The sequence below is a fragment of the Pseudomonas sp. URMO17WK12:I12 genome, assembly GCF_000514395.1.
In the GTDB taxonomy this organism is placed as follows: domain Bacteria; phylum Pseudomonadota; class Gammaproteobacteria; order Pseudomonadales; family Pseudomonadaceae; genus Aquipseudomonas; species Aquipseudomonas mucoides.
Map to the genome: position 1 here is coordinate 120462 of NZ_AZVV01000006.1, position 25568 is coordinate 146029.

Consider the following 25568-nt stretch of genomic DNA (forward strand, 5'->3'; position numbering starts at 1 on the left):
CAAGCACGCTCCCACAGGGTTGGAGATCCCATGTGGGAGCGGGCTTGCCCGCGAAGAGGCCATCAGCCTTTGCACACAATTCAGGGTTGAAACGCCCCAATAAAAATCGCCGGATCCACCCGCGCATCATTCAGGCTGACATTCCAGTGCATATGCGGCCCGGTCGCACGGCCAGTCGCACCGACCTTGCCTACCACTCCACCACGCGCCAACTGCTGCCCAACCTTCACATCGATTTTCGACATATGGCAGAACATGCTGATAAAGCCCTGGCCATGATCGACAAACACCGTGTTGCCGTTGAAGAAGTAGTTGCCGATCAGAATCACCTTGCCCGCGGCCGGCGTCTTGATCGGCGTACCTGCAGGCACGGCGAAGTCCAGCCCCGCGTGCGGATTGCGCTCTTCACCATTAAAGAAGCGGCGCACGCCAAACTTGCTCGACAGCGGTCCGTTGACCGGTTTGTCCAGCAACAGGTTGCTCGGAGTGTTCGGGCTGAAGCTGCGGTAGGCCTGGATCTGCTCGGCCAGTTCGCCTTCGATGCGCTTGAGGTTGTCCGGGTTCGGATTGACCTGCTGGGTATTTTTCAGGGTGATGTGTTGTTCCGGGTATTTCTTGTTGCCGACGGTGAAGTTCAGGCTGCGACCGCCGTTGCTGATCTGCTGCGTGCCCGGTTTCACGGTCAACGGCACGCCGACAATCGCCAGCCAGTTGTTCTGTTCCTTGACCACCAGCACCGGTTTGCCTTGATAGCTGGCTTTCGGTGCCTGGGCCCCGGCGCCCAGATCCACCACGGCCACGCCGCCCGGCACCGGTTTGTTCAACAGGCGAGTGATGTAGCTGTCGGCGTGGGCGTTGAAGGTCAGGCACAGCAACAGCAGCGGAGCTAAAAAACGCGGCATGGATCAATCCAGTAAAGAAAGGGTGACAGGCGTCAGGTGATTGTCTTCGACCCGAACTTGCAGTTCGCCGTCGCCGAGCTTGGCCTTCAGGCGCTGACCGTTATGGGTTTGTTCGGCGCTGCGGATCGCGTTGCCGCGCTCGTCCAGCAGAATGCTGTAACCACGGGCAAGGGTCGCCAGCGGGCTGACCACCTGCAACGTCTGCACTTGGCTTTGCAGTTGCAGGCGCCGCGACTTGAGGCCTTCGCGGATGGCACGGGGCAGGCGTTCGGCGAGGCTGTCGAGGCGCTGGCGGAGCATCGCCAGTTGCCGGCCAGGATGTTGCCCGGCGAGGCGGGTTTCCAGGCGAATCAAACGTTCGCGACGGGTGTTGAGGCTGCGTTCGAAGGCGCGCCGCAAGCGCATGTCCAGATCATCCAGACGCTGCGCTTGCTGGCGCAGGCGTTCGCCGGGGTGGCGCAGGCGGCGAGAGATGCCCTCCAGACGCAGGCGGTCGCGCATCAAGCGGTCACGCATGCGCATCACCAGCCGGCGATGCAGGCTTTCGACCCTGCGCACCAGATCGCTGGAATCCGGGGCGAGCAGTTCGGCGGCAGCGGAGGGCGTCGGGGCGCGAACGTCGGCCACGAAGTCACTGATCGATACGTCGGTTTCGTGACCGACGGCGCTGACAATCGGTGTGACGCAGGCATCAACGGCGCGGGCCACCGCTTCTTCGTTGAAGCACCAGAGGTCTTCCAGCGAACCACCACCACGGGCCAGGATCAGCGCGTCGAAACCACGGGCGTCCGCCAGTTTCAGCGCGCGGACAATCTGCGCGGTGGCTTCGCGACCTTGCACGGCGGTGGGAATCAGCGTCAGCTGGATCTGCGGAGCACGGCGGCGGAACACGCTGATAATGTCGCGAATCACTGCGCCGGTCGGCGAACTGATGATGCCGATGCGTTGCGGGTGCGCTGGAAGCGGCACTTTGCGCTCGGCACTGAACAGACCTTCGGCGCTGAGCTTTTCCTTCAAGGCATCGAAGGCCAAACGCAGTGCGCCGTCACCGGCCGGCTCCACGGTGTCGAGGATCAGCTGATAATCGCCGCGCCCCTCGAACAACGAAACCTTGCCGCGGACTTTGACCGCCAGGCCATCCTTCAAGGCTTGGCGAACCCGCGCAGCGTTCTGCCGGAACAGCGCGCAACGCACTTGGGCGCCGCTGTCCTTGAGGGTGAAATACACGTGGCCGGACGCCGGGCGGGCGAGGTTGGAGATTTCGCCTTCGACCCAGATATTGCTGAACACGTCTTCGAGCAACACCCGCGCGCGGCCGTTGAGCTGGCTGACAGTCAGGACTTCACGGTCCAGGCCGAGTCTTGCAAAGGGATCTTTAATCATGGGGCGCAGTTTAAAGGCATTCGACTTCGAATCTCCATGAGTCAGCGCAAATCCCCTGTGGGAGCAGGCTCGCTCCCACAATGATCTGTGCAGACATTGATGAAGTGTTGAACCAGCGTCGTGGGATTCTGCCGGCAGGCGAGGGCGACGGTGCTGAGGCAATCCGGGTCTGCCAGGGGCAGGAAGTGAATGTCAGATGGCGCAATGTCCCGCATCGATTCCGGCAGCAGGGCGATGCCGAACCCGGCCTGAATCAATTGCAGTTGTGTGGTTTTGCGCGACACCACTCGGGCCGCTCTCGGGAAGAAACCCTGACGCATGCACAGCTCGGCGGATAGATAACTCAGGCCGCCGCGCTGGGGATGAGGAATGGAGATAAAGGCTTCATCCTTCAGTTGCGCCAGATCGATGCCCTGAGCGGAGTTATCCACAGCCAGTCGATGATTGGGGGGAACGGCCAGCAGCAAGCGTTCGCTGTACAACGGAACAATCTGCACGCCTTCACATTGGCGCAATACCGGTAGCCGCAGCAGTCCGACATCCAGCTGACTGTCGGCCAACGCTTCAAGTTGCGCTTCGGAAGACAGCTTGGCGATCTCCATGGACACGCCGACATGCTGGCTCAGATAGCCGCTGATGCCTCGCAGCAGGCGGCCACTCATGGGCACGGTGCTTGAGTGGCTAAGACGCAAGGTGCCGAGTTCTCCATTTCCGACCTGGGTAGTCATCTCACTGGCCTTGGTCAATTCGATCAGCAGGTTTCTGGCCCTGGGCAGGAAGGCTTCACCGGCCGCCGTCAGCCGGGGCAGACGTGCAGTGCGTTCGAACAAGGGGGTTTGCAGACGGGTTTCCATGTCCTTGATCTGCCGGCTCAAGGCTGACTGCGCGACAAACAAACGCTCAGCGGCTGCACTGAAACTCCCACACTCGGCGATTTCCACGAAGTAACGCAATTGACGGGTTGAAAGCACGAGTCATGCCTTTTTGAGATGAGAGGGCGACTTTGAAGATATTAGTCGCAAGACTCGGCGCTGGCTAAAGTCATCACAGGTAATTAATGAAGGCGTGCAGATGAACCTGTTTGAGATGTTGCACCAATGGCCCTTCGGCACAACGGATTGGCTGATCATCGGGCTGGGCATCGCTCTGGCTTATATCGTGTTCGGCATAGCCGGTTTCGGCACCGCGCTGGTGGCGGGGCCGATTCTGATTCTGTTCATGCCGTTGTCGAAGATCGTGCCATTGCTGGTGCTGCTGGATTTTGTCGCGGCGTTCGGCAATCTGCTGCCCTCGCGGCGTGATGTGGCGAAACCCGAGTTGCTGCGGTTGCTACCGTGCATGGCGGTGGGGTGCACACTGGGGGTGATCTTTCTGCTGAACCTGAAATCCGACGTTTTGCTGCTGCTGATGGGGCTATTTATCAGTGCTTATGCGATTTACAGCCTGTGGGTCAAAACCCGTCCGACACAGTTATCCGCCGCGTGGGCGGTGCCGATGGGCGCGGTGGGCGGGATGTTCGGGGCGTTGTTTGGCAGTGGCGGCTTCTTATATGCGATCTATTTGAACAGCCGATTGCCCAAAGAGGCGGCCCGCGCAACCCAGAGTGCGCTGATCAGTTGCAGCACGGTGGTGCGCTTGAGCCTGTTTGCCGTCGCAGGTGTGTACGCCGAGCTACCCTTGTTGGTATTGGCGTTGTGTTTGTTGCCGGCCATGGCCTTGGGGCTATGGATCGGGCGGCGATTGACCATGAGGTTATCGCGCGAAGCGTTTGTGCGACTGGTGACCTGGTTGGTACTGGCCAGCGGGATTGCCTTGATCGGACGTTACTTGAGCACTTGACCTGAGCATGTCAGGGATTAAGCTGCCGCCCGAAAATCCTGTAGGAGTGAGCCTGCTCGCGATAGCGGTGTATCAGTCGACAACATTATTGAATGTTAAACCGCTATCGCGAGCAGGCTCACTCCTACAAGGGTGAATATTCAGTATTTGCAGGGCTGTGCCATGAACTCCCAAAGCATCATCGTCCCGAAAATCTCCACGCTGCCAGTGCACGAACCCCGGGCCCGGGCGGTCGTGCGGTGGCTGGTGCGCAAAAACATCATCAAGGAAGAGCTCACGACGTGCGGCCGCACCGGCAATCGCATGGGCCATGCCATCGCCGACGGAGCCCGCGCCGTGGTCCTGCACCCCGAAGCGCTGCCATTTGGCGAGCCAATCAATGGTCTGGAGATCATCACCAAGCGCTGCATCTACACGCCGGCCAAAGGTTTCCTGAGCGAGGCGGGCTGCGCCGAATGCCGCAAGGAAGTCGGCGAAGCACTGTTCGAAAGCCTGGAAGACTGGATGCCCGGCCGCACCGACAACTTCACCTGTCCAGAATGCGGGCATGAAGATGACATCAACGGGTTTCTGTTCCTGCAGGAGTGCGGTTTTTCCAACCTCGGATTCATCTTCAATAACTGGGCAGAAGCCGGGTTCAAGCAGAGCTTTATCGACGAATTTGCCGATTGGCTGGATCAGCCGGTGAGTTGGGTCAAAGTTGAATTGTAGGCCGCGAGAAATCCCGTATATCAGTAATGCTAATAATAGACAGAGTTTTACATTGAACCTGAGGGGGTGTCTGACTATAATGGCGCGCTTCCATTTTCCCGCTCGGGAGCCCCCGCGATGCTGCGTATCAGCCAAGAAGCTCTGACATTCGACGACATTCTCCTAGTGCCCGGTTATTCCGAGGTACTTCCTAACGAAGTCAGTCTCAAGACCCGCCTAACCCGTGGCATCGAGCTGAACATTCCTCTGGTTTCTGCCGCCATGGACACCGTTACTGAAGCCCGTCTGGCAATCGCCATGGCTCAGGAAGGTGGCATCGGTATCATCCACAAGAACATGACCATCGAGCAGCAAGCTGCCGAAGTGCGTAAGGTCAAGCGTTACGAAGCCGGCGTGGTCAAGGACCCGATCACTATCGAGGCTGACGCCACGGTTCGTGAACTGTTCGAACTGACCCGCATGCACAACATCTCCGGCGTTCCGGTACTGCACAATGGCGACCTGGTCGGCATCGTCACTTCCCGTGACGTGCGCTTCGAGAACCGCTTGGACGTCTCCGTCCGTGAAGTGATGACGCCTAAAGAGCGTCTGGTCACGGTCAAGGAAGGCGCGGACAAGAACGACGTTCGCGAGTTGTTGCACAAGCACCGCATCGAACGCGTACTGATCGTCGACGACAAATTCGCCCTCAAAGGCATGATGACCGTCAACGACATCGAAAAAGCCAAGGCTTACCCACTGGCCAGCAAGGACGATCAAGGTCGTCTGCGTGTAGGCGCTGCAGTCGGTACCGGTAAAGACACCGGTGATCGCGTCGCAGCCCTGGTCAATGCCGGCGTTGACGTGGTGGTGGTCGACACCGCTCACGGTCACTCCAAAGGCGTGATCGACCGCGTTCGCTGGGTCAAACAGAATTTCCCTGAAGTGCAGGTCATCGGCGGCAACATCGCCACCGGCGCTGCCGCCAAGGCCCTGGCCGAAGCCGGCGCTGACGCCGTCAAGGTCGGTATCGGCCCTGGCTCGATCTGCACCACCCGTATCGTCGCCGGTGTCGGCGTTCCGCAAATCAGTGCCATCGCCAACGTCGCCGCTGCCCTTGAAGGCACTGGCGTTCCGTTGATCGCCGACGGCGGCATCCGTTTCTCCGGTGACCTGTCCAAGGCCATCGTTGCCGGTGCTTCCTGCGTGATGATGGGCTCGATGTTCGCCGGTACTGAAGAAGCGCCGGGCGAGATCGAACTGTTCCAGGGTCGTTCGTACAAGGCTTACCGTGGCATGGGTTCGCTGGGCGCCATGTCCCAGGCTCAAGGTTCCTCCGACCGTTACTTCCAGGACTCCTCGGCAGGCGCCGAGAAACTGGTTCCGGAAGGCATCGAAGGGCGTGTTCCTTACAAGGGCACCCTGAGCGCCATCATCCATCAACTGATGGGCGGCCTGCGTTCCTCGATGGGCTACACCGGCAGTGCCGACATCGAAGAAATGCGCACCAAGCCTGAGTTCGTGCGGATCACCGGTGCTGGCATGGCCGAGTCCCACGTTCACGACGTACAAATCACCAAAGAAGCGCCAAACTACCGCGTAGGTTGAGGCTTCAAGCAAAAAGTTAAGTAACCGGGGCTGTTTTATTCAGCCCCGAGTTGTTTCTGAATCACGACTGTTTCTGAATTACTTAGACGAGACTGAATCATGGCCCTCGACATTCACGCCCACCGCATCCTGATCCTCGACTTCGGTTCCCAGTACACCCAGCTGATTGCCCGCCGTGTGCGTGAAATCGGCGTGTACTGCGAACTGCATCCGTTCGACATGGACGACGAAGCGATCCGCGAATTCGCTCCAAAAGGCGTCATTCTCGCCGGCGGCCCCGAGTCCGTGCACGTCGCTGACAGCCCGCGCTGCCCGCAAGCGGTGTTTGACCTGGGCGTACCGGTCTTCGGTATCTGCTACGGCATGCAGACCATGGCTGAACAGCTGGGTGGCAAGGTCGAAGGTTCCGAATTGCGTGAGTTCGGTTACGCTCGCGTTGACGTCGTCGGCAAGAGCCGCCTGCTCGACGGCATCGAAGACCATATCGACGCCGACGGCCTGTTTGGCCTCGACGTGTGGATGAGCCACGGTGACAAAGTCACCAAGATGCCGCAGGACTTCCACATCCTGGCCAGTACGCCAAGCTGCCCGATCGCCGGTATGTTCAACGATGCTCGCGGCTACTACGGCGTGCAGTTCCACCCGGAAGTGACCCACACCAAGCAGGGTGGTCGCATCCTGTCGCGCTTCATCCTCGACATCTGCGGCTGCGAAGCCCTGTGGACGCCTTCGAAGATTGCTGAAGACGCCATTGCCAACATCCGCGCCCAGGTCGGCACCGACAACGTACTGCTCGGCTTGTCCGGTGGCGTTGACTCCTCGGTGGTTGCCGCACTGCTGCACAAAGCCATTGGCGACCAACTGACCTGCGTCTTCGTCGACAACGGCCTGCTGCGTCTGCACGAAGGTGAGCAAGTGATGGCCATGTTCGCCGAGAACATGGGCGTCAAGGTGATCCGCGCCAACGCCGAAGACCAGTTCCTGAACAACCTGGCTGGCGAAAGCGATCCAGAGAAGAAACGCAAAATCATCGGCCGTACCTTCATCGACGTCTTCGATGCCCAGTCGAACAAACTGGACAACATCAAGTACCTCGCCCAAGGCACCATCTACCCGGACGTGATCGAGTCGGCTGGCGCCAAAAGCGGCAAGGCTCACGTGATCAAGTCGCACCACAACGTGGGCGGCCTGCCGGAAGAAATGAACCTCAAGCTGGTTGAACCCCTGCGCGAGCTGTTCAAGGACGAAGTCCGTCGTCTGGGCCTGGAACTGGGCCTGCCGTACGACATGGTCTACCGTCACCCGTTCCCGGGCCCGGGCCTGGGCGTGCGCATCCTCGGTGAAGTGAAGAAGGAATACGCCGACCTGCTGCGTCGTGCCGACCACATCTTCATCGAAGAACTGCGCAAAGCCGACTGGTACCACAAGGTCAGCCAGGCGTTCGTGGTGTTCCAGCCAGTGAAATCGGTTGGCGTTGTGGGCGATGGCCGTCGTTACGCCTGGGTCGTGGCCCTGCGTGCGGTGGAAACCATCGACTTCATGACTGCGCGTTGGGCTCACCTGCCTTACGAACTGCTGGAAACCGTCAGCGGCCGGATCATCAACGAAATCGAAGGCATCTCCCGCGTTACCTATGACGTGTCGAGCAAGCCACCAGCGACGATCGAGTGGGAGTGATCCCGGTTTAAACTGATCGTCCGTAACACCTGAAAGGCCCCGTGAGCGCAAGTTCACGGGGCCTTTTTGCGATCAGGCCGCTACAGAGGGCAGGCGCCCTTCAAGGGTCAGGCCCATGCGGTTGAGTGCGTGGACAAGGTTGATCAGATTCGCGTAGGTGATCTGATGCACGGCAGTCCAGGCAGGACGGTTAATCAGAAAGCCGCCATCCGCCGTTCGCGCAATCATCGTTCGCACAATCTGGTTGGTCCGGCTGCGATGAATCAGCGTCAACGTGTCCTCCGAACTTTCAATGGTGAACATGCCTTGGCGGAACAGCAGCTCATTGATTTGCTCGGGCGATCGCTGAATGAACTGAGTTGGAATCTGCAGGCTGATGTCGGCATACAGGGTGTCGACATTACCGCCCATCAGGGGCGCGATTTCTGTAACTTCACGGCCGACTTCGATGCCATGGTCGATGTCCAGGTGCTGACGCTGGTCAGGGCCCACTTCTTCGATGCGTAGACCGATACCCCCCTCGGTTTCGCTGATGCCGGCCATTCCCCTGAACGTGTTGGTACTCTCCTGGTCGGTGATTACCACCCATTTGCCGCCACCATTGCGGGCTTGTGTGGCCTTCATGATGGTATGGGTGAGGTAGGTCCTGACGGATTGCCGTGAGATGGCGCGGAAATTCGAGTCTGTATAGCGATAACTGGCCAGGCAATCGGTGGCCTGGATTCGAATGCCGTTCTGTTGGGCGGTCTTGACGACTTCGAGGGGGGTGAACTGTCCCGCAGGATCGCCTGGCAGTTTTTGCAGGTACTTCCCCAGCATCCCATGCATGTCCCCGGTTTCGGCGAAATCGTTCAGGTCGACTTGATTGAAGTCGTTGAGCAGGCGATGCATGTAGATCGTCTTGACGCCTTGCTTCGCCAGCGTCGGCATGTTTTCGATCAGGAACCGCATGCTGGCAATGCGGTCCTGACTCTCACCGATTACCAGACCGGGCGCAGTGTTGAATACTTTCTCGATGAGCTCCGTAACGGTCGTGGAGGGCGTGATGACGGGCTGAATCGGGCGGGCCGGTAACGAGGCAAAAAAATTCTTCGGGATCTGGAATCTGATGGCATCCCTGATCAGGACCGCTCTACGCCCGGCGACATACTCTTCATAGGGGGAAACCCCTCTGAGGACCCCGCCAGGTGCGGCAACGACTTTTATATGGGTTTCGGGCTTTCCCAGAGCCAGGAAGTTCAGCGAGCGTCCATTGGGGGCGTCGTATCTCGTCAAGTGCCTGGAAAAATCAGGCGTTGGCCGGACATGATTCGTCGGCTTCGAGGGGCCGGGAACAGGCTTGCTGAGGTTTTTGCCGCCGCCCTTCAATCCGGCATTGGGCGCCAGCTCCCATTCGCCCTCGCCATTCAATCGCACCGGCATTGACCCCGTGGAGGCATGGGGGGTAGCCGGGTCGATAATGGCCCATGTGCCGCCGCCATTGATATCGGCTTCGTAACGAACGTAGTAAGCCTGATCGTTCATGAGGATCGCGGTGGACGGGTTTGAGTTCAGTGAATAAATGCCCTTGAATTTTCCGTCGGTGGCCAGCAGGGCCTGGCTTTCCAGAATTTCATTACTCTGCCAGTGCTCCGGCACCGAGGCCTGTGGCTCGATATCAGGCAGAGTCGGAATGAGCTTTTCGAGCACCTCGCTTGTCCCTGATGCCTCGGAAGTTATGTTCTGAGTTGCGACTTGTTCAACGGTATCCACCGCTTTGGACGGTTGAGCAGGCCAACCCATGAGTCTCATGCCCTTTGCGGCCAGTGCATTCTTCAGCGCTTCAAGATTATTGAAAGGCTTGAAGACGAAGTCCGGCCATATAGGGGAATCGAGTTCGATGTATCCGCCGGGCATCGTTTTGATAATGGTTTCTTCTATCTGCTTGTTGCCATTGCGATAGACCAAAAGCACGGCACTGTCCGAACGCTGAAAGGTGTACATGCCTGGCTCCGGCAACAGGGCTTTGAGGTTCGTCGAGGATCTATAGGTCCATGGGTTTTCCACTTGTAACCGCCAATCGCCTTTGATGGATGACGTTACGGTGTTCGAGCCCTCAAAGGGGGCTTCCTGAAGATCATAGACAGGCGTGTCCGCAGAGTCCTCATACACCACCGCTGCTCCGGAATCGGCTGTAATGGGCTCCGCCAGTCCGGGGCTCACCTCATCGATGCGCACACTCACAGCGCCCACCTGTTCACTGATGCCTTGATAACGCCTGAAGGAACTCATGTTTTCCCGATTGACCAACGCCACCCAACTGGCTGATCCGTGCGCCTGCTCATTGAGTTGAATGACTTCGCTGGCAAAAAAACTTCGTGCCATTTGTTGTTGCGGCTCGAGGCTGACATGACCGTTGATGTTGTAAGTAATCGCGCAGTCGACGGCTTGAACTCGGATATGCTGCGCGTTGGCGGCCTTCACGAGTTCCAGGGAAGTGAACTTGCCCTCCGGGTCGTGACCCGTCTTGAGATCGAGTTTTTGCAGGTAGTCTTCGAGCTCTGCGGGCATTTCCCCGGTGCGAGCGAAAGTGTCCAGATCCATTTGATTGGCGTTGGTCAGCAGCTCTTGCAGATAGAGCCTCTTGAAGCCAAGTTTCGCCAGTGTCGGCATATTTTCGATCAGCAATTTTCTACCGGCGAGGCTGCCCGGTGTCTGGCCCAAGACCAACCCGGACTTTTGTTCGGATACTGTTTGAAACAGCTCGGCCGCCGTTTTGAACGGAGGAGGGGAAGACGTTTGTACGGGGGGCAACGGTGGATGAGCTTCGTAATAGGCTTCGGCATCGTGTATCAGCCGGTTACGAGCAATGCGCTGATGCCAGGCAAATCGACTGGTCCGTACTTCCTGTCCTTCTTCCTCAATAACCGTAATAAACTCATCCGGACCGCCCAGGGCCCATTCCCTCATGCGGGGCGTTCGCAGTTTTTTTACATAAGTACCGGGTTCCTGCGCCCATGCCCCGTCTTGGGGTAGAGAGGGCTCACCCAACTCGCTGGTGGTCGGCGATTGCATTCCGCCTTTCAGTCCTGTGCGGGGTATCAGCTCCCACTGACCGTCAGCGTTCAGGCGAACGGGGAACGTGCCCGAGAAAGCGTCGGGGTTTTCTGGATCAATAATTGCCCATTTGCCGGCACCGTTGGCGTCGCCTTCGAAACGCACGTAATAGGCTGCGTCGTTCATCTTGATTGCGGTCGATGGGGTGGAATGGAGCGAATAGATCCCCTGAAATTTACCGCTCTGGGCAGACAGCATTTCGCTTTCCAGTGACTCATGGCATTGCCATTGTTCAGGCACTACAACCGGTTCGCTCGGCGATAAAGGTGACCCTTCGGGTTGAGGGCGACTCGACTCTACGCTGTCGAGCTCACGCGGATCTTCCGTTACGGTAGATTCAGCGGCACTGTCCGACTCCCTCAGCGAAGCCATTTCGGCGGCTTCGGCGGCATCCACTGAAGCCCCGACTTCTTCCAGAACGCTGGCTTCCTTGAGCATCGGGATATTGAACAGGGCATTGATGCCATCGAGCACCGCGCCGATGACGCCAGCCTTGCGTTGCGCCGCCGTTTTGCCATTGACTGCCTTGTCGATGTTCAAGCCCATCGCGGCGATACTGGCCCCGATCACCGGCAACGCGATTGGCCAACCCATCACCGCCAAGGGGCCAAACACATGCAGCCCGGCAGCCAGGTAACCCAGCCAAAGTTGTTTACGCATTTGTCCGTGGGTCACCAGCGTCAGATCGGCCTCTTCCAGCATCGTGCTCTGGACCGCCCGGCTCTGCCATGTGAAGGGATCGCCGCTGATGGTGATGTTTTTCTGATTGATCAAATGGTGGTCGTATTTTCCCCAGGTGCCGACCAACTGGTTCATCAGCGGGGTGATGTTGTCGTGGACTTCCTTGCGTACCGACAGCGGGAAATGGGTCATGAACTCCGTGCGCGGTTGCTCTTCATTCATTTGCAGCAAGATCCACCAGTGCATGTCCGTCGCTGTCGGCTGCACGTGGAAAGCCTGTGCGGCACCGGGAACGTAAGTGATCTGTCGACCATTGCGGTCAACAATGCGCAGAATATCGGTGGCGACATGACCTGCGACATCCAGCGCGCAGATACGTAGATCTGCAGGCGAAGCGGTTTGGGACTGCAGGGTCGCCAGGGTGATCGGCCAGGTTGCACCACCGACGACGGCCCTGACGACGGTCTGGAAATCCTCCTCTTGCAGTTGGCCGTTTTGACGCGCCTCGACGGCTTTGCTGAGGTAGTTGGATTTGGCCAGGGTCCGGAAGTCATCGAGATGAGTCGCCCAGAACGCGTTCAGTTTATTCAGATAACGTTCACTGAGGTTCATCTCCCACAGGTCCGTGAGGACCTTGCTGGGGTACATCCGCACTTCATTGGTTTCATTGAAAATGCTGGCGTTTGCATCCTCAGTGTAAAACCCGCCGTTACTGTTCAGTTCGAGGGCGTCGTCTTGATCGGTCACGCGGTATCCCTGGATGACCAGTTGCGTCAGGGTCAATGATTCACAGGGTTTGGGGGCGTGCTCCCAACTCAGAAAGGCCGTGTTGCTGCTGGCCGAGACGTTGTCGAACCGATGCCACCAGACCTCATCCGGGTCCATGCCGGTGATGCCGTGTTTGTTCAGGATTTCGCTGGCGACCGCGTGGGCTTCTTCCTTCAAGCCCGGGCAGGCTGTCACAACGACGGGGGCAATCGTTTTCAGCCGCTCCTTGTCGGCAGCATTGGGTAACGCTTCGGTATTCTGATCAACAGGCATGCTCTCGCTCCTTGAGAAATGGGCTGTGAGGATGACCCGTTAGCTCAAGGCAAGTGCACTACATAGTTATGCCCACATGCCTTTCGTGACCGTGTAGGGTCACGCAGCAGATCGCATCTGCTGCGGCCATCCGCCGCCCCACCCTTACTGTTTCTCAACCGCAGGTGTATCGTATTCGCCTTTTGCAGGCCCTCGTGCCTGTCGCTGATACGTGAGGTAGTTAAGTTCATGTCGTTTACCCGTCGCCAAATCCTCGGTGGCCTGGCCGGTCTTGTTGTCGTTGGTGTCGGAGCGGGGGGCGCGTCGCGGTACTGGCTGGGCAAGATGGCTGACGCTGACGCAGGTCACGACTACGAGCTGATCGCAGCGCCGCTGGACGTCGAACTGGTGGCCGGGCACAAGACCGAAGCCTGGGCGTTCGGCCCCTCGGCGCCGGGCACCGAGTTGCGGGTTCGCCAGGGCGACTGGCTGCGAGTGCGTTTCATCAACCACCTGCCGGTCGCGACCACCATTCACTGGCACGGCATCCGCTTGCCGCTGGAGATGGATGGCGTGCCGTACGTCTCGCAATTGCCGGTGCTGCCGGGTGAGTACTTCGATTACAAATTCCGCGTGCCCGACGCCGGTAGCTACTGGTATCACCCGCACGTGAACAGCAGCGAAGAGCTCGGTCGCGGGCTGGTCGGTCCGCTGATCATCGAAGAGCGTGAGCCGACCGGTTTCAAGTACGAGAAAACCCTGAGCCTCAAGAGCTGGCACGTCGATGAAGAGGGTGCTTTCGTTGCGTTCAGCATTCCTCGTGAAGCCGCGCGCGGCGGTACGGCGGGACGTTTGTCGACCATCAATGGCGTCTCGCAGGCGGTGATCGACTTGCCCGCCGGGCAGATCACCCGCGTGCGCATACTCAACCTCGATAACACGCTGACGTATCGCCTCAACATCCCCGGTGTCGAAGCGCAGATCTACGCACTGGATGGCAATCCCATCGAGCCGCGTCCGCTGGGCAAGGAATACTGGCTCGGCCCCGGCATGCGTATTTGCCTGGCGATCAAGGCGCCGCCGGCCGGTGAGGAATTGTCCCTGCGCAACGGCCCGGTTCGCCTGGGCACCTTGCGCTCAGTGGCGAATACCGACGCGCCGACACCATGGCCGCCGGCACTGCCTGCGAACCCGATCGCCGAGCCGGACCTGGCCAACGCCGAGAAACTCAACTTCAATTTCGAGTGGGTGGGCTCGGTGTCGGTCAACGTCGGCAACGGTAAACCGCCGAGCCTGTGGCAGATTAACGGCAAGGCCTGGGACATCACGGACAAGACCTGCGCCGACCGCCCGATTGCCAAGCTTGAGAAGGGCAAGAGCTACATTTTCGAATTGAAGAACATGACTCAGTATCAGCACCCGATTCACTTGCACGGCATGAGCTTCAAAGTCATTGCCTCGAACCGGCACAAGGTCATTCCGTACTTCACCGACACGTATCTGTTGGGCAAGAACGAGCGTGCGCAAGTGGCGCTGGTAGCGGATAACCCGGGCATCTGGATGTTCCATTGCCATGTGATCGATCACATGGAAACCGGCCTGATGGCCGCTATCGAGGTGGCCTGATGCGTCAGATACGTCCCGCCGCGATCATCGACCGCAGCCGTGATCGCGACTTCATGCGCGAAGCCCTGGCCTTGGCTGCACAAGGCGCAGCGTTGGGTGAAGTGCCCGTGGGCGCTGTGTTGGTGCAGGACGGCGAGATCATCGGTCGCGGCTTCAATTGCCCGATCAGCGGCAACGACCCGAGTGCCCACGCTGAAATGGTCGCGATCCGCGCCGCAGCCTTGGCCGCGAGCAACTATCGTCTGCCGGGCAGCACGCTGTACGTGACGCTGGAACCGTGCAGCATGTGCGCCGGCCTGATCGTGCATTCGCGGATTGCGCGGGTGGTGTATGGCGCGCTGGAGCCCAAGGCCGGGATTGTGCAGAGTCAGGGGCAGTTCTTCACCCAAGGGTTTTTGAACCACCGGGTGTTGTTTGAAGGCGGGGTGTTGGCGCAGGAGTGCGGGGCGGTGCTTAGCGAGTTTTTCAAGGCCCGAAGAGCCAAGCCAGCAGATTGAGTCGCACCGAGGAGTGAACTTGAGAACCCGATCAATGTGGGAGCTGGCTTGCCCGCGATGAGGGGCTGACAGTCGACATCTTTGCTGTCTGACACTCCGCTATCGCAGGCAAGCCAGCTCCCACATTTGATCTTCGGTGTTGCTGAAAGCTTCGGTTTACTTGCGGGCCACGATGACCGCACGCATCGGCGCCGGCAGCCCTTCAATCGTTTTGCTGTGATCGTCCGGATCCAGGAAGTCGCTCAGCGACTGATACTTCATCCACTCCGTCCCGCGCTGTTCCTCGACCGTGGTCACGCTCACGTCCACGCAACGCACATCGGTAAACCCGGCACGGCGCAACCACAATTCCAGCGCCGGCACCGACGGCAGGAACCACACGTTGCGCATCTGCGCATAACGGTCTTCCGGCACCAGCACCTGCTGCTGATCGCCTTCGATCACCAGCGTCTCCAGCACCAGTTCACCGCCTTTGACCAGGCAATCCTTCAGCGCCAGCAAATGCTCGATCGGCGAACGGCGGTGATAGAACACGCCCATGGAAAACACCGTATCGAAGCCTTCCAGCTCCGGCGGCAAGTCTTCGAACGGGAATGGCAGGTGCCAGGCATTCGGTTCTGACAGGTAGCGCTGCACGGCCTGGAACTGGCAGAAGAACAGCCAGTTCGGGTCAACGCCGATCACGCTGTCGGCACCGGCGCCGAGCATGCGCCACATGTAGTAACCGTTGCCGCAACCCACATCAAGAATGCGTTTGCCCTTCAGATCCAGATGCGGTGCAACACGCGACCATTTCCAGTCTGAACGCCATTCGGTGTCGACGTGCACGCCGAACAGATCAAACGGTCCTTTGCGCCATGGCGATAAACCCATCAGCGCGGTACGCATTTGCGCACGGGTTTCGTCGTCGCACTCGGTGTCCAGCATCAGGCCGTTGAGCAAGTCGACTTCGCTCGGCTGAATCTTCGGCAATGCATCCAGTGCACTCTGCCAACGTTCCAGGTCGCCATGACCCTTATCCATTTTCTTGTCGAGTTGCGCTTGCAGGGTGTTGGCCCAGGCGGCCAGTGGTGTACCGGCCAGACGGCGGGCGAGGGGGGACAGATCAATCATGGCAAGGCAATCAACGAGGCAAAGTTAAGACACTGGAACCACGGCACGACTTTCGAGAACCCGGCGGCCAGCAGGCGCTCGCGGTGTTCTTCGAGGCTGTCGGGCTTCATGACGTTTTCGATGGCGCTGCGTTTCTGGGCGATTTCCAGTTCGCTGTAGCCGTTGGCGCGTTTGAAGGCGACGTGCAGGTCGGTGAGCAGCGCGTGTTCTTCGGGGTCGTTGAAACGCAGCTTCTCCGACAGGATCAGCGCGCCACCCGGCAACAGCGATTGGCGGATGCGCGACAGCAATGCCGTGCGCTGGTCCGGGGCGATGAATTGCAGGGTGAAGTTCAACGCCACCACCGAGGCGGACTGGAAGTCGAGGGCGAGGATGTCGCCCTCGATTACTTCAACGGGCAGCAACTCCTGGAACATCGAGTCCTGACCGTTGAGGTATTCGCGGCAGCGTTCGACCATTGCCGTCGAGTTATCCACAGCGATCACCCGGCAACCGTCGGTGCGCACGTGTCGGCGCAAGGCTTGAGTCACAGCGCCCAGGGACGAACCGAGGTCGTAGAGCACGCTGTTGGGCTGGGCGAATTGCGCGGCGAGCACGCCGAGGTTTTCCACGATGGTCGGATAGCCCGGCACCGAACGCTTGATCATGTCCGGGAACACCCGCACCACGTCCTCGTTAAAGGCGAAGTCAGGCACCTGGGCCAAAGGCTGGGCGAAAAGGCGATCGGGTTCTTTGCTCACGGCGGTTCCAGCGGCGTTGGTGGAAAAGGCCGGCATTTTAGCCAAATTGACGGGGGGATGCGCGGGTTGTCTGATAAACCGCGCCGAAGGCGTACGCAATCCTGTAGCAGCTGCCGAAGGCTGCGTTCGGCTGCGAAGCAGTCGTGCCTTGTTTTGCGTCCCTTAAGTACGATTGATGTTGTTTGGGAGGCGAGGGCTTTGCCCTCGAACTCAGCCTTCGGCAGCTGCTACAGCGTGTGGCGTGCTTGATACTGGGGGCCGAACGCCGACGCCGTGATCCCCCACTGCCCCAGCCAGTAACTGACGATGATCACGTAAGGCGCCGCATCGAACGGCGCCACAAAGCGGCTGATACCAATCACGCTGTCGGAGAACACAAACGCCAGCGCACCTGCCGCCGCCAGCAGTGCCGAGCGTTTTGGCACCTCCGTGCCCAAGCGAGCCAGTGCCCGCCAGAGCATTGCGCTGATGGCCAGGCCATAAACAATCACCGGAACCAGCAATGGGCCGAGACCGTGGGAAATCAAAATCCCCAACAATACTGCGCCGACGCCCAGGGCAATCACCAAGGGCAACGCCGCCAACCGCCGGCAATCGCTCAAATAGGCTTTGAGATAAGCCAGGTGTGCAACCAGAAACGCCCCGAGACCAAACACAAACAGATCCCCCGGCCAGGCCAGCAACACATCGCCCAGCAGCGAGAAAATCAGGCCAAGGCTGATCCAGCGTCGATAGTCGCTGGGCGGCGCGTCATGCAGCCAGCCGAGCAGGGCCAGTACTGGCAACGGTTTGACCAGCAGACAAAGCAACGTCGCGTGCACGCTTACGCCATACAGGAAGGTCACCGCGCCCATCAGCGCCAGAATCAGCCAGCCCACGATCAGTTAACCGAAATCGCGCAATCGAAGGTGTCCACCGGCAACACTTCCGGCGCCCAAGGCTGCTGCGAGGTCAGGCGCAAACGCCCGGTGCCGGCGGCAAACGCCTGAAAGCGCCAGGTCGAAATACCGGCGCTGCCGACGATGCCAGCGTCCTCGGGGTTGCTGTACACCTCGGGGCTGAGCGCATGCAGCACACCACCGGCCGAATCCTGGATCGCCCAGCGGTAACCCGTACTCGGGTTGCTCGGCAGGGTCAGGATCAAGTTTTGCCCGTTGTTGAGTTTCACCGGGCATTGGCTTTGTTTTTCCACGGTCACGTTCTGTTTCGGCTGCGTGGCGCAGGCGGCCAGCAAGGAAAGGGCGAGGGGGACAAACAAGCGAGTGGGGGACATAGGGTCAGCGGCTCCGGCGTTCACGACGAACGGCGAGCATAACTGAAGATGAGACAAAGTGTGACAGCGCTGGGGATTTGCGCCGTCAGTGCCGACGCCTTCGCGGGCAAGCCCGCTCCCACCATGGATTGCAATAACCCAGTGGGAGCAAGCCTGCTCGCGAAAGCAGTGGTCCAGGCACTACCTAACGATCAGAACAATATCTTCGCCACATCCGCAAAGCGCTTGGCGAAATGCACGGTGATCCCTTCTTTCAGATAATCCGGCAGCTCCTCAAAGCTGCCACGGTTAGGCTCCGGCAAGATTAACTCGAAGATCTTCTGCCGCCGCGCCGCAATCACCTTCTCGCGTACCCCGCCAATTGGCAGGACGTGCCCGGTCAACGTCAGTTCGCCGGTCATGGCCACGCCTTTTTTCGGCGGCTGGTTGCGTGCGAGCGAGAGCAGGGCGCTGGCCATGGTCACGCCGGCGCTCGGGCCGTCTTTCGGGGTGGCGCCTTCCGGGACGTGGAGGTGGACGAAGGCTTCGTCGAAGAATTTCGGATCGCCGCCAAACGATTTCAGGTTGGAACTGACGTAGCTGTAGGCGATTTCCGCCGACTCTTTCATCACATCACCCAATTGCCCGGTGAGTTTGAAGCCACGGTTCAGCGTGTGGATCCGCGTCGCTTCGATCGGCAAGGTCGCGCCGCCCATGCTGGTCCAGGCCAGACCGGTGATAACGCCGGTGCCGGACAACACTTGCTCGTTGCGGAACACCGGATGACCGAGTGAGGTTTCGAGGTCTTTGGGGCCGAGTTTGATGACGGCTTTGGGGTCGTCGATCAATTTCACCACGGCTTTGCGCACCAGTTTGCCCAGTTGTTTTTCCAACTGGCGCACACCGGCTTCGCGGGCGTAACCGTCGATCAAGGCTTTGAGCGCGCTGTCGCTGATGCTCAGGCTGCCTTTGGACACGCCGGCCTTTTCCAGTTGTTTCGGCCACAGGTGACGCTTGGCGATGGCGATTTTTTCTTCGGTGATGTAACCCGACAGGCGAATCACTTCCATCCGGTCCAGCAACGGGCCGGGGATTGAGTCCAGGGTGTTGGCGGTGCACACGAACAGCACTTTCGACAGGTCCAGACGCAGGTCCAGATAGTGGTCGAGGAATTCGACGTTCTGTTCCGGATCGAGGGTTTCCAGCAGCGCCGAGGCCGGGTCGCCCTGATAGCTTTGGCCCATCTTGTCGATCTCATCGAGCATGATCACCGGGTTCATCACTTCGACGTCTTTCAACGCCTGTACGAGTTTGCCCGGTTGCGCGCCGATGTAGGTGCGGCGGTGGCCCTTGATCTCGGCTTCGTCGCGCATGCCGCCGAGGCTGAAGCGGTAGAACGGCCGGCCAAGGGATTCGGCGATGGACTTGCCGACGCTGGTTTTACCCACGCCCGGCGGGCCGACCAGCAGCACGATAGAGCCGCTGATCTCGCCTTTGTAAGCACCGACCGCGAGGAATTCGAGGATGCGGTCCTTGATGTCGTCGAGGCCGGCATGGTGTTTGTCCAGTACCTTGCGCGCGTGCTTGAGGTCGAGTTTGTCCTCGCCGTACACGCCCCACGGCACCGAGGTCGCCCAGTCGAGGTAGTTGCGGGTGACCGCGTACTCCGGCGAGCCGGTCTCGAGGATCGACAGCTTGTTCATTTCCTCTTCGATGCGTTTCTGCGCCTGCGGCGAGAGCACTTTGCCGGTGAGGCGTTGCTCGAACTGCTCGATGTCAGCGCTGCGATCGTCTTTGGTCAGGCCCAGCTCTTGCTGGATGACCTTGAGTTGTTCCTTGAGGAAGAACTCGCGCTGATGCTCGCCGATCTTGCGGTTAACTTCGGCGGAAATCTCTTTCTGCAGGCGCGCAACTTCGACTTCCTTGCGCAGCATCGGCAGGACTTTTTCCATGCGCTTGAGCATGGGCACGCAGTCGAGCACTTCTTGCAGTTCGCCACCGGTGGCGGAGGTCAGGGCGGCGGCGAAGTCGGTCAGCGGCGACGGGTCGTTGGGGCTGAAGCGGTTGAGGTAGTTTTTCAGCTCTTCGCTGTACAGCGGGTTGAGCGGCAGCAGTTCCTTGATCGCGTTGATCAGCGCCATGCCGTAGGCCTTGACCTCGTCGGTCGGCTCGGTGGGCTGGTGCGGGTATTCGACTTCCACCAGGTACGGCGGGCGATGGTGCTTGAGCCAGGTCTTGATGCGCACCCGGGTCAGGCCCTGGGCGACGAATTGCAGTTTGCCGTTTTCACGGCTGGCGTGGTGCACCTTGACCAGGGTGCCGTACTCGGGGAGTGCGCCGGTGTTGAGATGGCGCGGGTCTTCCTGGGGCGTGTCCATGTAGAACAGGGCCAGGGAGTGGTGATCGGCCTTGCTGACCAGGTCGAGGGTTTCGGCCCAGGGTTCTTCGTTGACGATGACCGGCAGTACTTGGGCCGGGAAGAACGGGCGGTTGTGGATCGGGATGATGTAGACCTTGTCCGGCAGGTTCTGGCCGGGCAGGGCGAGGCCTTTGCCGGTGGCGTGGTGTTCGATTTGCTCGGCTTCGTTGTACTCGCTCGGGTCTTCGGGGAAGTCTTGCTGGTCGCTCATGGGGCACCTGCGCAATGGGGTATGGGTGTTAGATGGGGCAGGTGGGGGGTGGTTTCAATGGCACGGGATATTTCAAGGTGTGTGTTCAGGGGCTGGACAGGTGAGTGTGTTGACCTGTCCAGTGTAGATGCACCGCGCCAACTTGCCCGCCTGATAGCCGACCCAGCAGTAGCAGATGAACCCAGTCCAATTGTAGGAGTGGGGTGACAAAAATAGTGGCCACAAAAAAGGCGACCCCCTCGCAGGAGTCGCCTTTCCATTAACCGCCGCTAGAACTTACTCGGACAGTTTGTACGCCATCACATAGTCGCCTTGCTTGGTGCCCAGCGACCCGTGACCGCCGGCAACAACCAGCACGTATTGCTTGCCGTCCTTGCCGGTGTAGGTCATCGGTGTGGTTTGGGCGCCGGCCGGCAGGCGGCCTTCCCACAGTTGCTTGCCGTTTTTCACGTCGTAGGCGCGCAGGTATTGGTCGAGGGTGCCGCTGAGGAACGCGACGCCACCGGCGGTGGTGAAGGTGCCGCCCAGGCTGGGTACGCCCATGCTCAACGGGATCGGAACCGGTGAGCTGTCGCGCACGGTGCCGTTCTTGTGCATCCAGATTTTTTCATGGGTGGTCAGATCGACCGCGGCCACGTAACCCCACGCCGGTGCCTGGCACGGCAGGCCCATCGGCGACAGCAGGGGTTCGAGGACGACGCCGTACGGCGCGCCTTTGTTTGGCTGTACGCCTTCGGTTTCGCTTTTACGCGGGCCTTGGGCAGCGATTTCCGCAGCCGGGATCAGCTTCGATTTGAAGGCCATCCAGTCCGGGTTCACGAACAGGATCTGACGCACCGGATCCACCGAGACACCGCCCCAGTCGAACACGCCGAAGTTACCCGGATAAACGATCGAACCTTGCAGCGATGGCGGGGTGAACGGGCCGTCGTAGCGCAGGGATTTGAAGGTGATCCGGCAGACCAGTTGGTCGAACGGCGTGACACCCCACATGTCGCGCTCTTTCAACGGCGGCGGCATGAAGTTGAGGTCGGACTTGGGTTGGGTCGGCGAGGTGTGATCACCGGCGACAGCGCCTTGTGGCACCGGCACTTCGTTGATCGGCACAATGGCTTTGCCGGTGCTGCGGTCCAGCACGTAGATGCTGCCTTGCTTGGTGGACGCGAGTACCGCCGGCTTCACGCCGTCAGCGGTTTTCAGGTCCATCAGGGTTGGCTGGCCGCCGACGTCCATGTCCCACAGGTCATGGTGGGTGAACTGGAAGTGCCAGCGCACTTTGCCGGTGGCGATGTCCAGCGCGGTCAGGCCGGCGGCGTGCAGTTCCGATTCAGGGGTGCGAGCGCCACCGAACTGGTCCGGCGTCTGGTTGCCCATCGGCAGGTAGAGCATGCCGAGTTTTTCGTCGACCGCGAACATGGACCACATGTTCGGCGAATTGCGGGTGTAGGTCTGGCCTTCGGCAATCGGCGTGGTGTCGTCCGGCTTGCCGCTGTCCCAGTTCCACACCAGTTTGCCGGTGTGCACGTCGAACGCACGGATCACGCCGCTTGGCTCGTCGGTGGAGACGTTGTCAGTCACGTGGCCGCCAATCACCACCAGGTCTTTGGTGACCGCAGGAGGCGAGGTGGAGTAGTAACCGCCGGCGGTGAAGCCGCCGATGTTGGCGCGCAGGTCAACCTGGCCCTTGTCGCCGAAGTCTTCGCACATCTTGCCGGTGTCAGCGTTGAGGGCGATCAGACGGGTGTCGGCGGTCGGCAGGAAGATCCGGCGTGGGCAGGCGTTGGTGACAGCGGCGCTGGCGCTGCCGGTCGGGCTCTGCTCGGAGGCGTAGACGGCGTCATCGTGGTACGACACGCCACGGCAGGTCATGTGCGCCCACCCCTTGAAGTTCGCCGCGTTTTGCGTGGAGAGCTTAGGGTCGAAACGCCAGATTTCCTTGCCGGTGTCCGGGTCCAGCGCGATCACCTGGCTGTGCGGCGTGCACACGTACAGCATGCCGTTGACTTTCAGCGGGGTGTTTTCAGCGGTGGTCTCGCCCGGATCGTTCGGACCCGGCAGGTCGCCAGTGCGGTAAGTCCACGCCGGGACCAGTTTGTGCGCGTTTTGCGGGGTGATCTGTGCCAGGGGCGAGTAACGATCACCGTGAGCGCTGCGGCCGTAGGAGTTCCAGTCGCCGTCGGGCATGGCCGGCGCGGTGTTGGTCATGCCGGGCACGCTGTCGCGGTCCAGTTGGCCTTTGATTTCACCCGGGCTGGTGAACTGGCTGGCCAATGCGGCCACGCCCGCCACGACCACGGCGACGCTCAGGGCGCCGGTGCCCATCGGTGCAGCGCCTTCGCGCAGCAGCGGGCGACGGAACCATGGCAGCAGCATGACGATACCCAGCGCAAACCACAGCGCCAGGCGCGGCACCAGTTGCCACCAGTCGAGGCCGACTTCCCACAGTGCCCAAACGGTGCTGGCGAACAGCACCAATGCGTACAGGCCCAGCGCAGCGCGGCGGGCCATCATCAGCAGCACGCCGGTCAGCGTCAGGCCGATACCGGCCAGCAGGTAATACAGCGAGCCGCCGAGCATGCTTAGCTTGATCCCGCCTGCCAGCATGGCCAGGCCCATTAGCAGAAGCAGGATGCCGAGCAGGCTCGGCAACAGACGGCTTCGACTCAAAGCACCATCAGTGCTCATAGTGTGGTTCTCCGTGACGTTTTAAGTAGTCCCGCGCAAGTTCACTGTAGATGACGATCTGGCGTGGGCATGGTTCAGTTATAAAAGTGAAACTTGGTTAGAGCTTGTTCAGGTGTTGCAACCCTTGTAGGAGCAGTGCTTGCTCGCGATGGCGGTGTGTCAGACCGCATCTTCGTCAACTGACACTCTGTCATCGTGAGCAAGCTCTGCTCCTATGGGGGGTGTGGTGTGGGTCAGAAGGATGAAGTGATCTTGATCCCGCCAATCAGGGCGTCATCGACCTGGTCCACGCCACCGGGATGGCGGATGTATTGCAGGTTCGGGCGCACGGTCAGCCAGTTCGTCACATGCACGCCGTAATAGAGCTCGGCGCTGTATTCAGTGTCTTGCGGCGGCAGGTACGACGGATCGTCGTAGTTGAAGACGGCGCGGGCCTGATTGGTCGCCTCGGCGTTTTTGCGGTAGGCCGGGTTGACGTGAACCCGGGCCAGGGCGAAGCCGATGTCGTCTTTGGCGCGCGCGTCGAACAAGCCCTTGTAGACCACGCCAGCCTGGACGTAGTTGTCGATGGCGTTGGTCTTCTTGTCGTGCATCGTGCCGTTGGCAAACACGTTCAAACCACGGCTGTTATCGCTGGCGACGCTGGTGATCTGCTGCTGAATGCCAAGCCATACGCCGTGTTTGCTCGATGCACTGCGATAGGCTTCGCCACTCAGGGCCGCCGGCTGACCATTGCTGTCCTTATAGACATCGGTGGCGCTGGCGCTGCTGTAGTAATAACCGGCGCGGTATTCGCCCGGAAGGCCGTTGAGTTTCGGCGTCCACACCAGTTCCACCGGCAAAATCGCGCCCTGGGTGCCGCTGCCGCTGAGCTTGAAACCGTTGTCGCGATCCAGGTTCGACGGGTTTTGCTCGTAGGCACCGACCTGCGCATACAGCTCCGGTGTCAGGTGATATTTGACGCGCAACGCCCATTGGCTGACCGGCCAGTTGTACCAGACGTCGCCGACCCAGTTACCGACTTGGGAGCCGCAGAACGCCAGGTTCTGGAAGTCGCAGGGGAAGCTGTTGAAGTCTTCGCCTTCGCCAAAACGACCGGCCTTGATGTCGAGCTTCTGGTCGAAGAATTTCTGCTGGTACCACATCTGCGTCAGGCGCCAGGTTTGCCCACGGCCCCAGACTTCCTGGGCCGAAGTAAAGCCGCCCACGCGCGGATCGTTGATGCGGTCGTTGCTGATGTTGTTGCCGTTGCGCTCGGTGATGGTCAGCTGAAATTCAGCGTCGTCCCAACCGAGGATTTTCTGCAAATCCAGGTGCGTGCCGAAACCGAACTGGTCGCTGTAGCGCGCGGTGCGGTCATGGTCGTAGCCGCCATGCAGGTTGCTGCCCATTTCGCCGGTGTAATCGACTTTGAAGTCGTAGCCTTTTTCCGCAAGTTCGGTGCGCGTGCCGTTCCAGTCGCCGAGCATCCACGGTGAATCGCTATCGAAGGCGGGCGCCGCCTGGGTGCAGGTGGCAAAGCCCAGTGCGGTGAGTCCACCGATCAGGTTCAGGGCTTTTCGGCTGGCGATAGCTGTGCAGACAGCGCTGTCTCGCGAAGTTTGAAAGTAAGGCATAGAGAAGAAATTCTGGGTCTTTTTCTAGGGAATTATGGAGTGCAGCAGGGCGTAAAGCAGTTTGAAGAAGCGTTTCAGCTTGGCGGCGCAAGGATAATGTTCTGTTACAAATAGAGAAAGGGCTTTTATGGACATGGATCGTTTCAGATTTGGTAACAGTGTCGGGCGGCGATCTTCAACGTCACCTACATTGACTGATAGCGCACGCAGCGCTTCCACCCGATCACACCCTCGGCTAAGGTGCGCGGCTTCCCACTCCTTACATCGCTCGAAGGCCCGGCATGACCGAACAGAACAACAACCCGCTGCATGGCGTGACGCTGGAACAAATCCTCAACGCCCTGGTTGAACATTACGAATGGTCGGGGCTGGCCGAGCGCATTGATATCCGCTGCTTCAAGAGCGACCCGAGCATCAAGTCGAGCCTGACGTTCCTGCGCAAAACCCCGTGGGCCCGGGAGAAAGTCGAGCGTTTGTACGTGAAGTTGATGCGCACCAAGCGACCGGTCTGAA

The 25568-nt window shown here is 59.9% G+C and carries 19 protein-coding genes; 7 read left to right on the plus strand and 12 right to left on the minus strand.

Translation table 11 applies throughout. From position 1 onward, the window contains the following. Positions 1–80: 80 nt before the first annotated feature. The 3 genes from D882_RS0108120 to D882_RS0108130 are packed head-to-tail and all read right to left on the minus strand — an operon-like array spanning position 81 to position 3256. On the minus strand, positions 81–902 hold the full coding sequence (locus D882_RS0108120; RefSeq protein ID WP_027922767.1) for a M23 family metallopeptidase: 822 nt from the start codon (positions 900–902) through the stop codon (positions 81–83). Positions 903–905: 3 nt separating this feature from the next. Continuing rightward, positions 906–2285, minus strand: coding sequence for an exodeoxyribonuclease VII large subunit (gene xseA, locus D882_RS0108125; protein ID WP_027922768.1), 1380 nt, complete (start codon positions 2283–2285; stop codon positions 906–908). A gap of 41 nt (positions 2286–2326) precedes the next feature. Beyond that, entirely contained in the window at positions 2327–3256 is a 930-nt protein-coding gene (locus tag D882_RS0108130) for a LysR family transcriptional regulator (protein ID WP_027922769.1), read from the minus strand. A 100-nt stretch (positions 3257–3356) separates the two neighbouring features. Between D882_RS0108130 and D882_RS0108135 the strand changes: the two genes are divergently transcribed. The 4 genes from D882_RS0108135 to guaA all read left to right on the plus strand — a co-directional run bounded on the left by D882_RS0108135 (position 3357) and on the right by guaA (position 8099). Continuing rightward, positions 3357–4124 (plus strand): sulfite exporter TauE/SafE family protein, encoded by a 768-nt coding sequence (locus D882_RS0108135; RefSeq protein WP_027922770.1) that lies wholly within the window; start codon positions 3357–3359, stop codon positions 4122–4124. A 162-nt stretch (positions 4125–4286) separates the two neighbouring features. Continuing rightward, positions 4287–4835, plus strand: coding sequence for a hypothetical protein (locus D882_RS0108140; RefSeq protein WP_027922771.1), 549 nt, complete (start codon positions 4287–4289; stop codon positions 4833–4835). 117 nt (positions 4836–4952) lie between these two features. After that, complete coding sequence (guaB, locus tag D882_RS0108145) at positions 4953–6422, plus strand: IMP dehydrogenase (protein WP_027922772.1); 1470 nt, start codon at positions 4953–4955, stop codon at positions 6420–6422. Positions 6423–6521: 99 nt separating this feature from the next. After that, positions 6522–8099: a glutamine-hydrolyzing GMP synthase gene (gene guaA / locus D882_RS0108150; protein WP_027922773.1), complete on the plus strand. Its 1578-nt coding sequence runs from the start codon at positions 6522–6524 to the stop codon at positions 8097–8099. A 72-nt stretch (positions 8100–8171) separates the two neighbouring features. On the opposite strand, the gene D882_RS0108155 is transcribed toward guaA, so the two are convergent. Then, a complete protein-coding gene (locus tag D882_RS0108155) occupies positions 8172–12917 on the minus strand; it encodes a membrane-targeted effector domain-containing toxin (protein ID WP_027922774.1) in 4746 nt (1581 codons plus the stop codon). 228 nt (positions 12918–13145) lie between these two features. Here D882_RS0108155 and D882_RS0108160 point away from each other — a divergent pair, with 228 nt between their 5' ends. Together D882_RS0108160 and tadA are read left to right on the plus strand one after the other, a co-directional pair. Beyond that, complete coding sequence (locus tag D882_RS0108160; RefSeq protein ID WP_027922775.1) at positions 13146–14522, plus strand: multicopper oxidase family protein; 1377 nt, start codon at positions 13146–13148, stop codon at positions 14520–14522. Beyond that, on the plus strand, positions 14522–15019 hold the full coding sequence (gene tadA, locus D882_RS0108165; protein ID WP_027922776.1) for a tRNA adenosine(34) deaminase TadA: 498 nt from the start codon (positions 14522–14524) through the stop codon (positions 15017–15019). Before D882_RS0108160 ends, tadA begins: the two co-directional genes overlap by 1 nt. A gap of 156 nt (positions 15020–15175) precedes the next feature. Here the strand turns inward: tadA and cmoB are convergent, their stop codons facing one another. From cmoB to D882_RS1000000132640, 8 genes are all read right to left on the minus strand, one after another. After that, entirely contained in the window at positions 15176–16132 is a 957-nt protein-coding gene (cmoB, locus tag D882_RS0108170; RefSeq protein ID WP_027922777.1) for a tRNA 5-methoxyuridine(34)/uridine 5-oxyacetic acid(34) synthase CmoB, read from the minus strand. Next, positions 16129–16908: a carboxy-S-adenosyl-L-methionine synthase CmoA gene (gene cmoA, locus D882_RS0108175; RefSeq protein ID WP_177327598.1), complete on the minus strand. Its 780-nt coding sequence runs from the start codon at positions 16906–16908 to the stop codon at positions 16129–16131. The genes cmoB and cmoA overlap by 4 nt, the downstream gene beginning before the upstream one ends. A 191-nt stretch (positions 16909–17099) precedes the next feature. Further along, positions 17100–17750 carry a lysoplasmalogenase gene (locus D882_RS0108180; RefSeq protein ID WP_027922779.1) on the minus strand — a complete coding sequence of 217 codons (651 nt, stop codon included), beginning with the start codon at positions 17748–17750 and terminating at the stop codon, positions 17100–17102. A 2-nt stretch (positions 17751–17752) separates the two neighbouring features. Then, complete coding sequence (locus D882_RS0108185; RefSeq protein ID WP_027922780.1) at positions 17753–18145, minus strand: protease inhibitor I42 family protein; 393 nt, start codon at positions 18143–18145, stop codon at positions 17753–17755. 191 nt (positions 18146–18336) lie between these two features. Then, positions 18337–20754, minus strand: coding sequence for an endopeptidase La (gene lon / locus D882_RS0108190; RefSeq protein WP_027922781.1), 2418 nt, complete (start codon positions 20752–20754; stop codon positions 18337–18339). A 276-nt stretch (positions 20755–21030) separates the two neighbouring features. Then, the gene (locus D882_RS0108195) at positions 21031–23439 is read right to left on the minus strand and encodes a glucose/quinate/shikimate family membrane-bound PQQ-dependent dehydrogenase (RefSeq protein ID WP_027922782.1); all 2409 of its coding nucleotides are present in this window, start codon (positions 23437–23439) and stop codon (positions 21031–21033) included. A 233-nt stretch (positions 23440–23672) separates the two neighbouring features. Next, positions 23673–25055 (minus strand): carbohydrate porin, encoded by a 1383-nt coding sequence (locus tag D882_RS0108200; RefSeq protein ID WP_027922783.1) that lies wholly within the window; start codon positions 25053–25055, stop codon positions 23673–23675. A gap of 24 nt (positions 25056–25079) precedes the next feature. Continuing rightward, positions 25080–25274: a hypothetical protein gene (locus D882_RS1000000132640; RefSeq protein WP_155953710.1), complete on the minus strand. Its 195-nt coding sequence runs from the start codon at positions 25272–25274 to the stop codon at positions 25080–25082. A gap of 62 nt (positions 25275–25336) precedes the next feature. Between D882_RS1000000132640 and D882_RS0108205 the strand changes: the two genes are divergently transcribed. Next, positions 25337–25567 (plus strand): VF530 family DNA-binding protein, encoded by a 231-nt coding sequence (locus D882_RS0108205; protein WP_007944895.1) that lies wholly within the window; start codon positions 25337–25339, stop codon positions 25565–25567. The last annotated feature ends 1 nt before the right edge of the window (position 25568 follow it).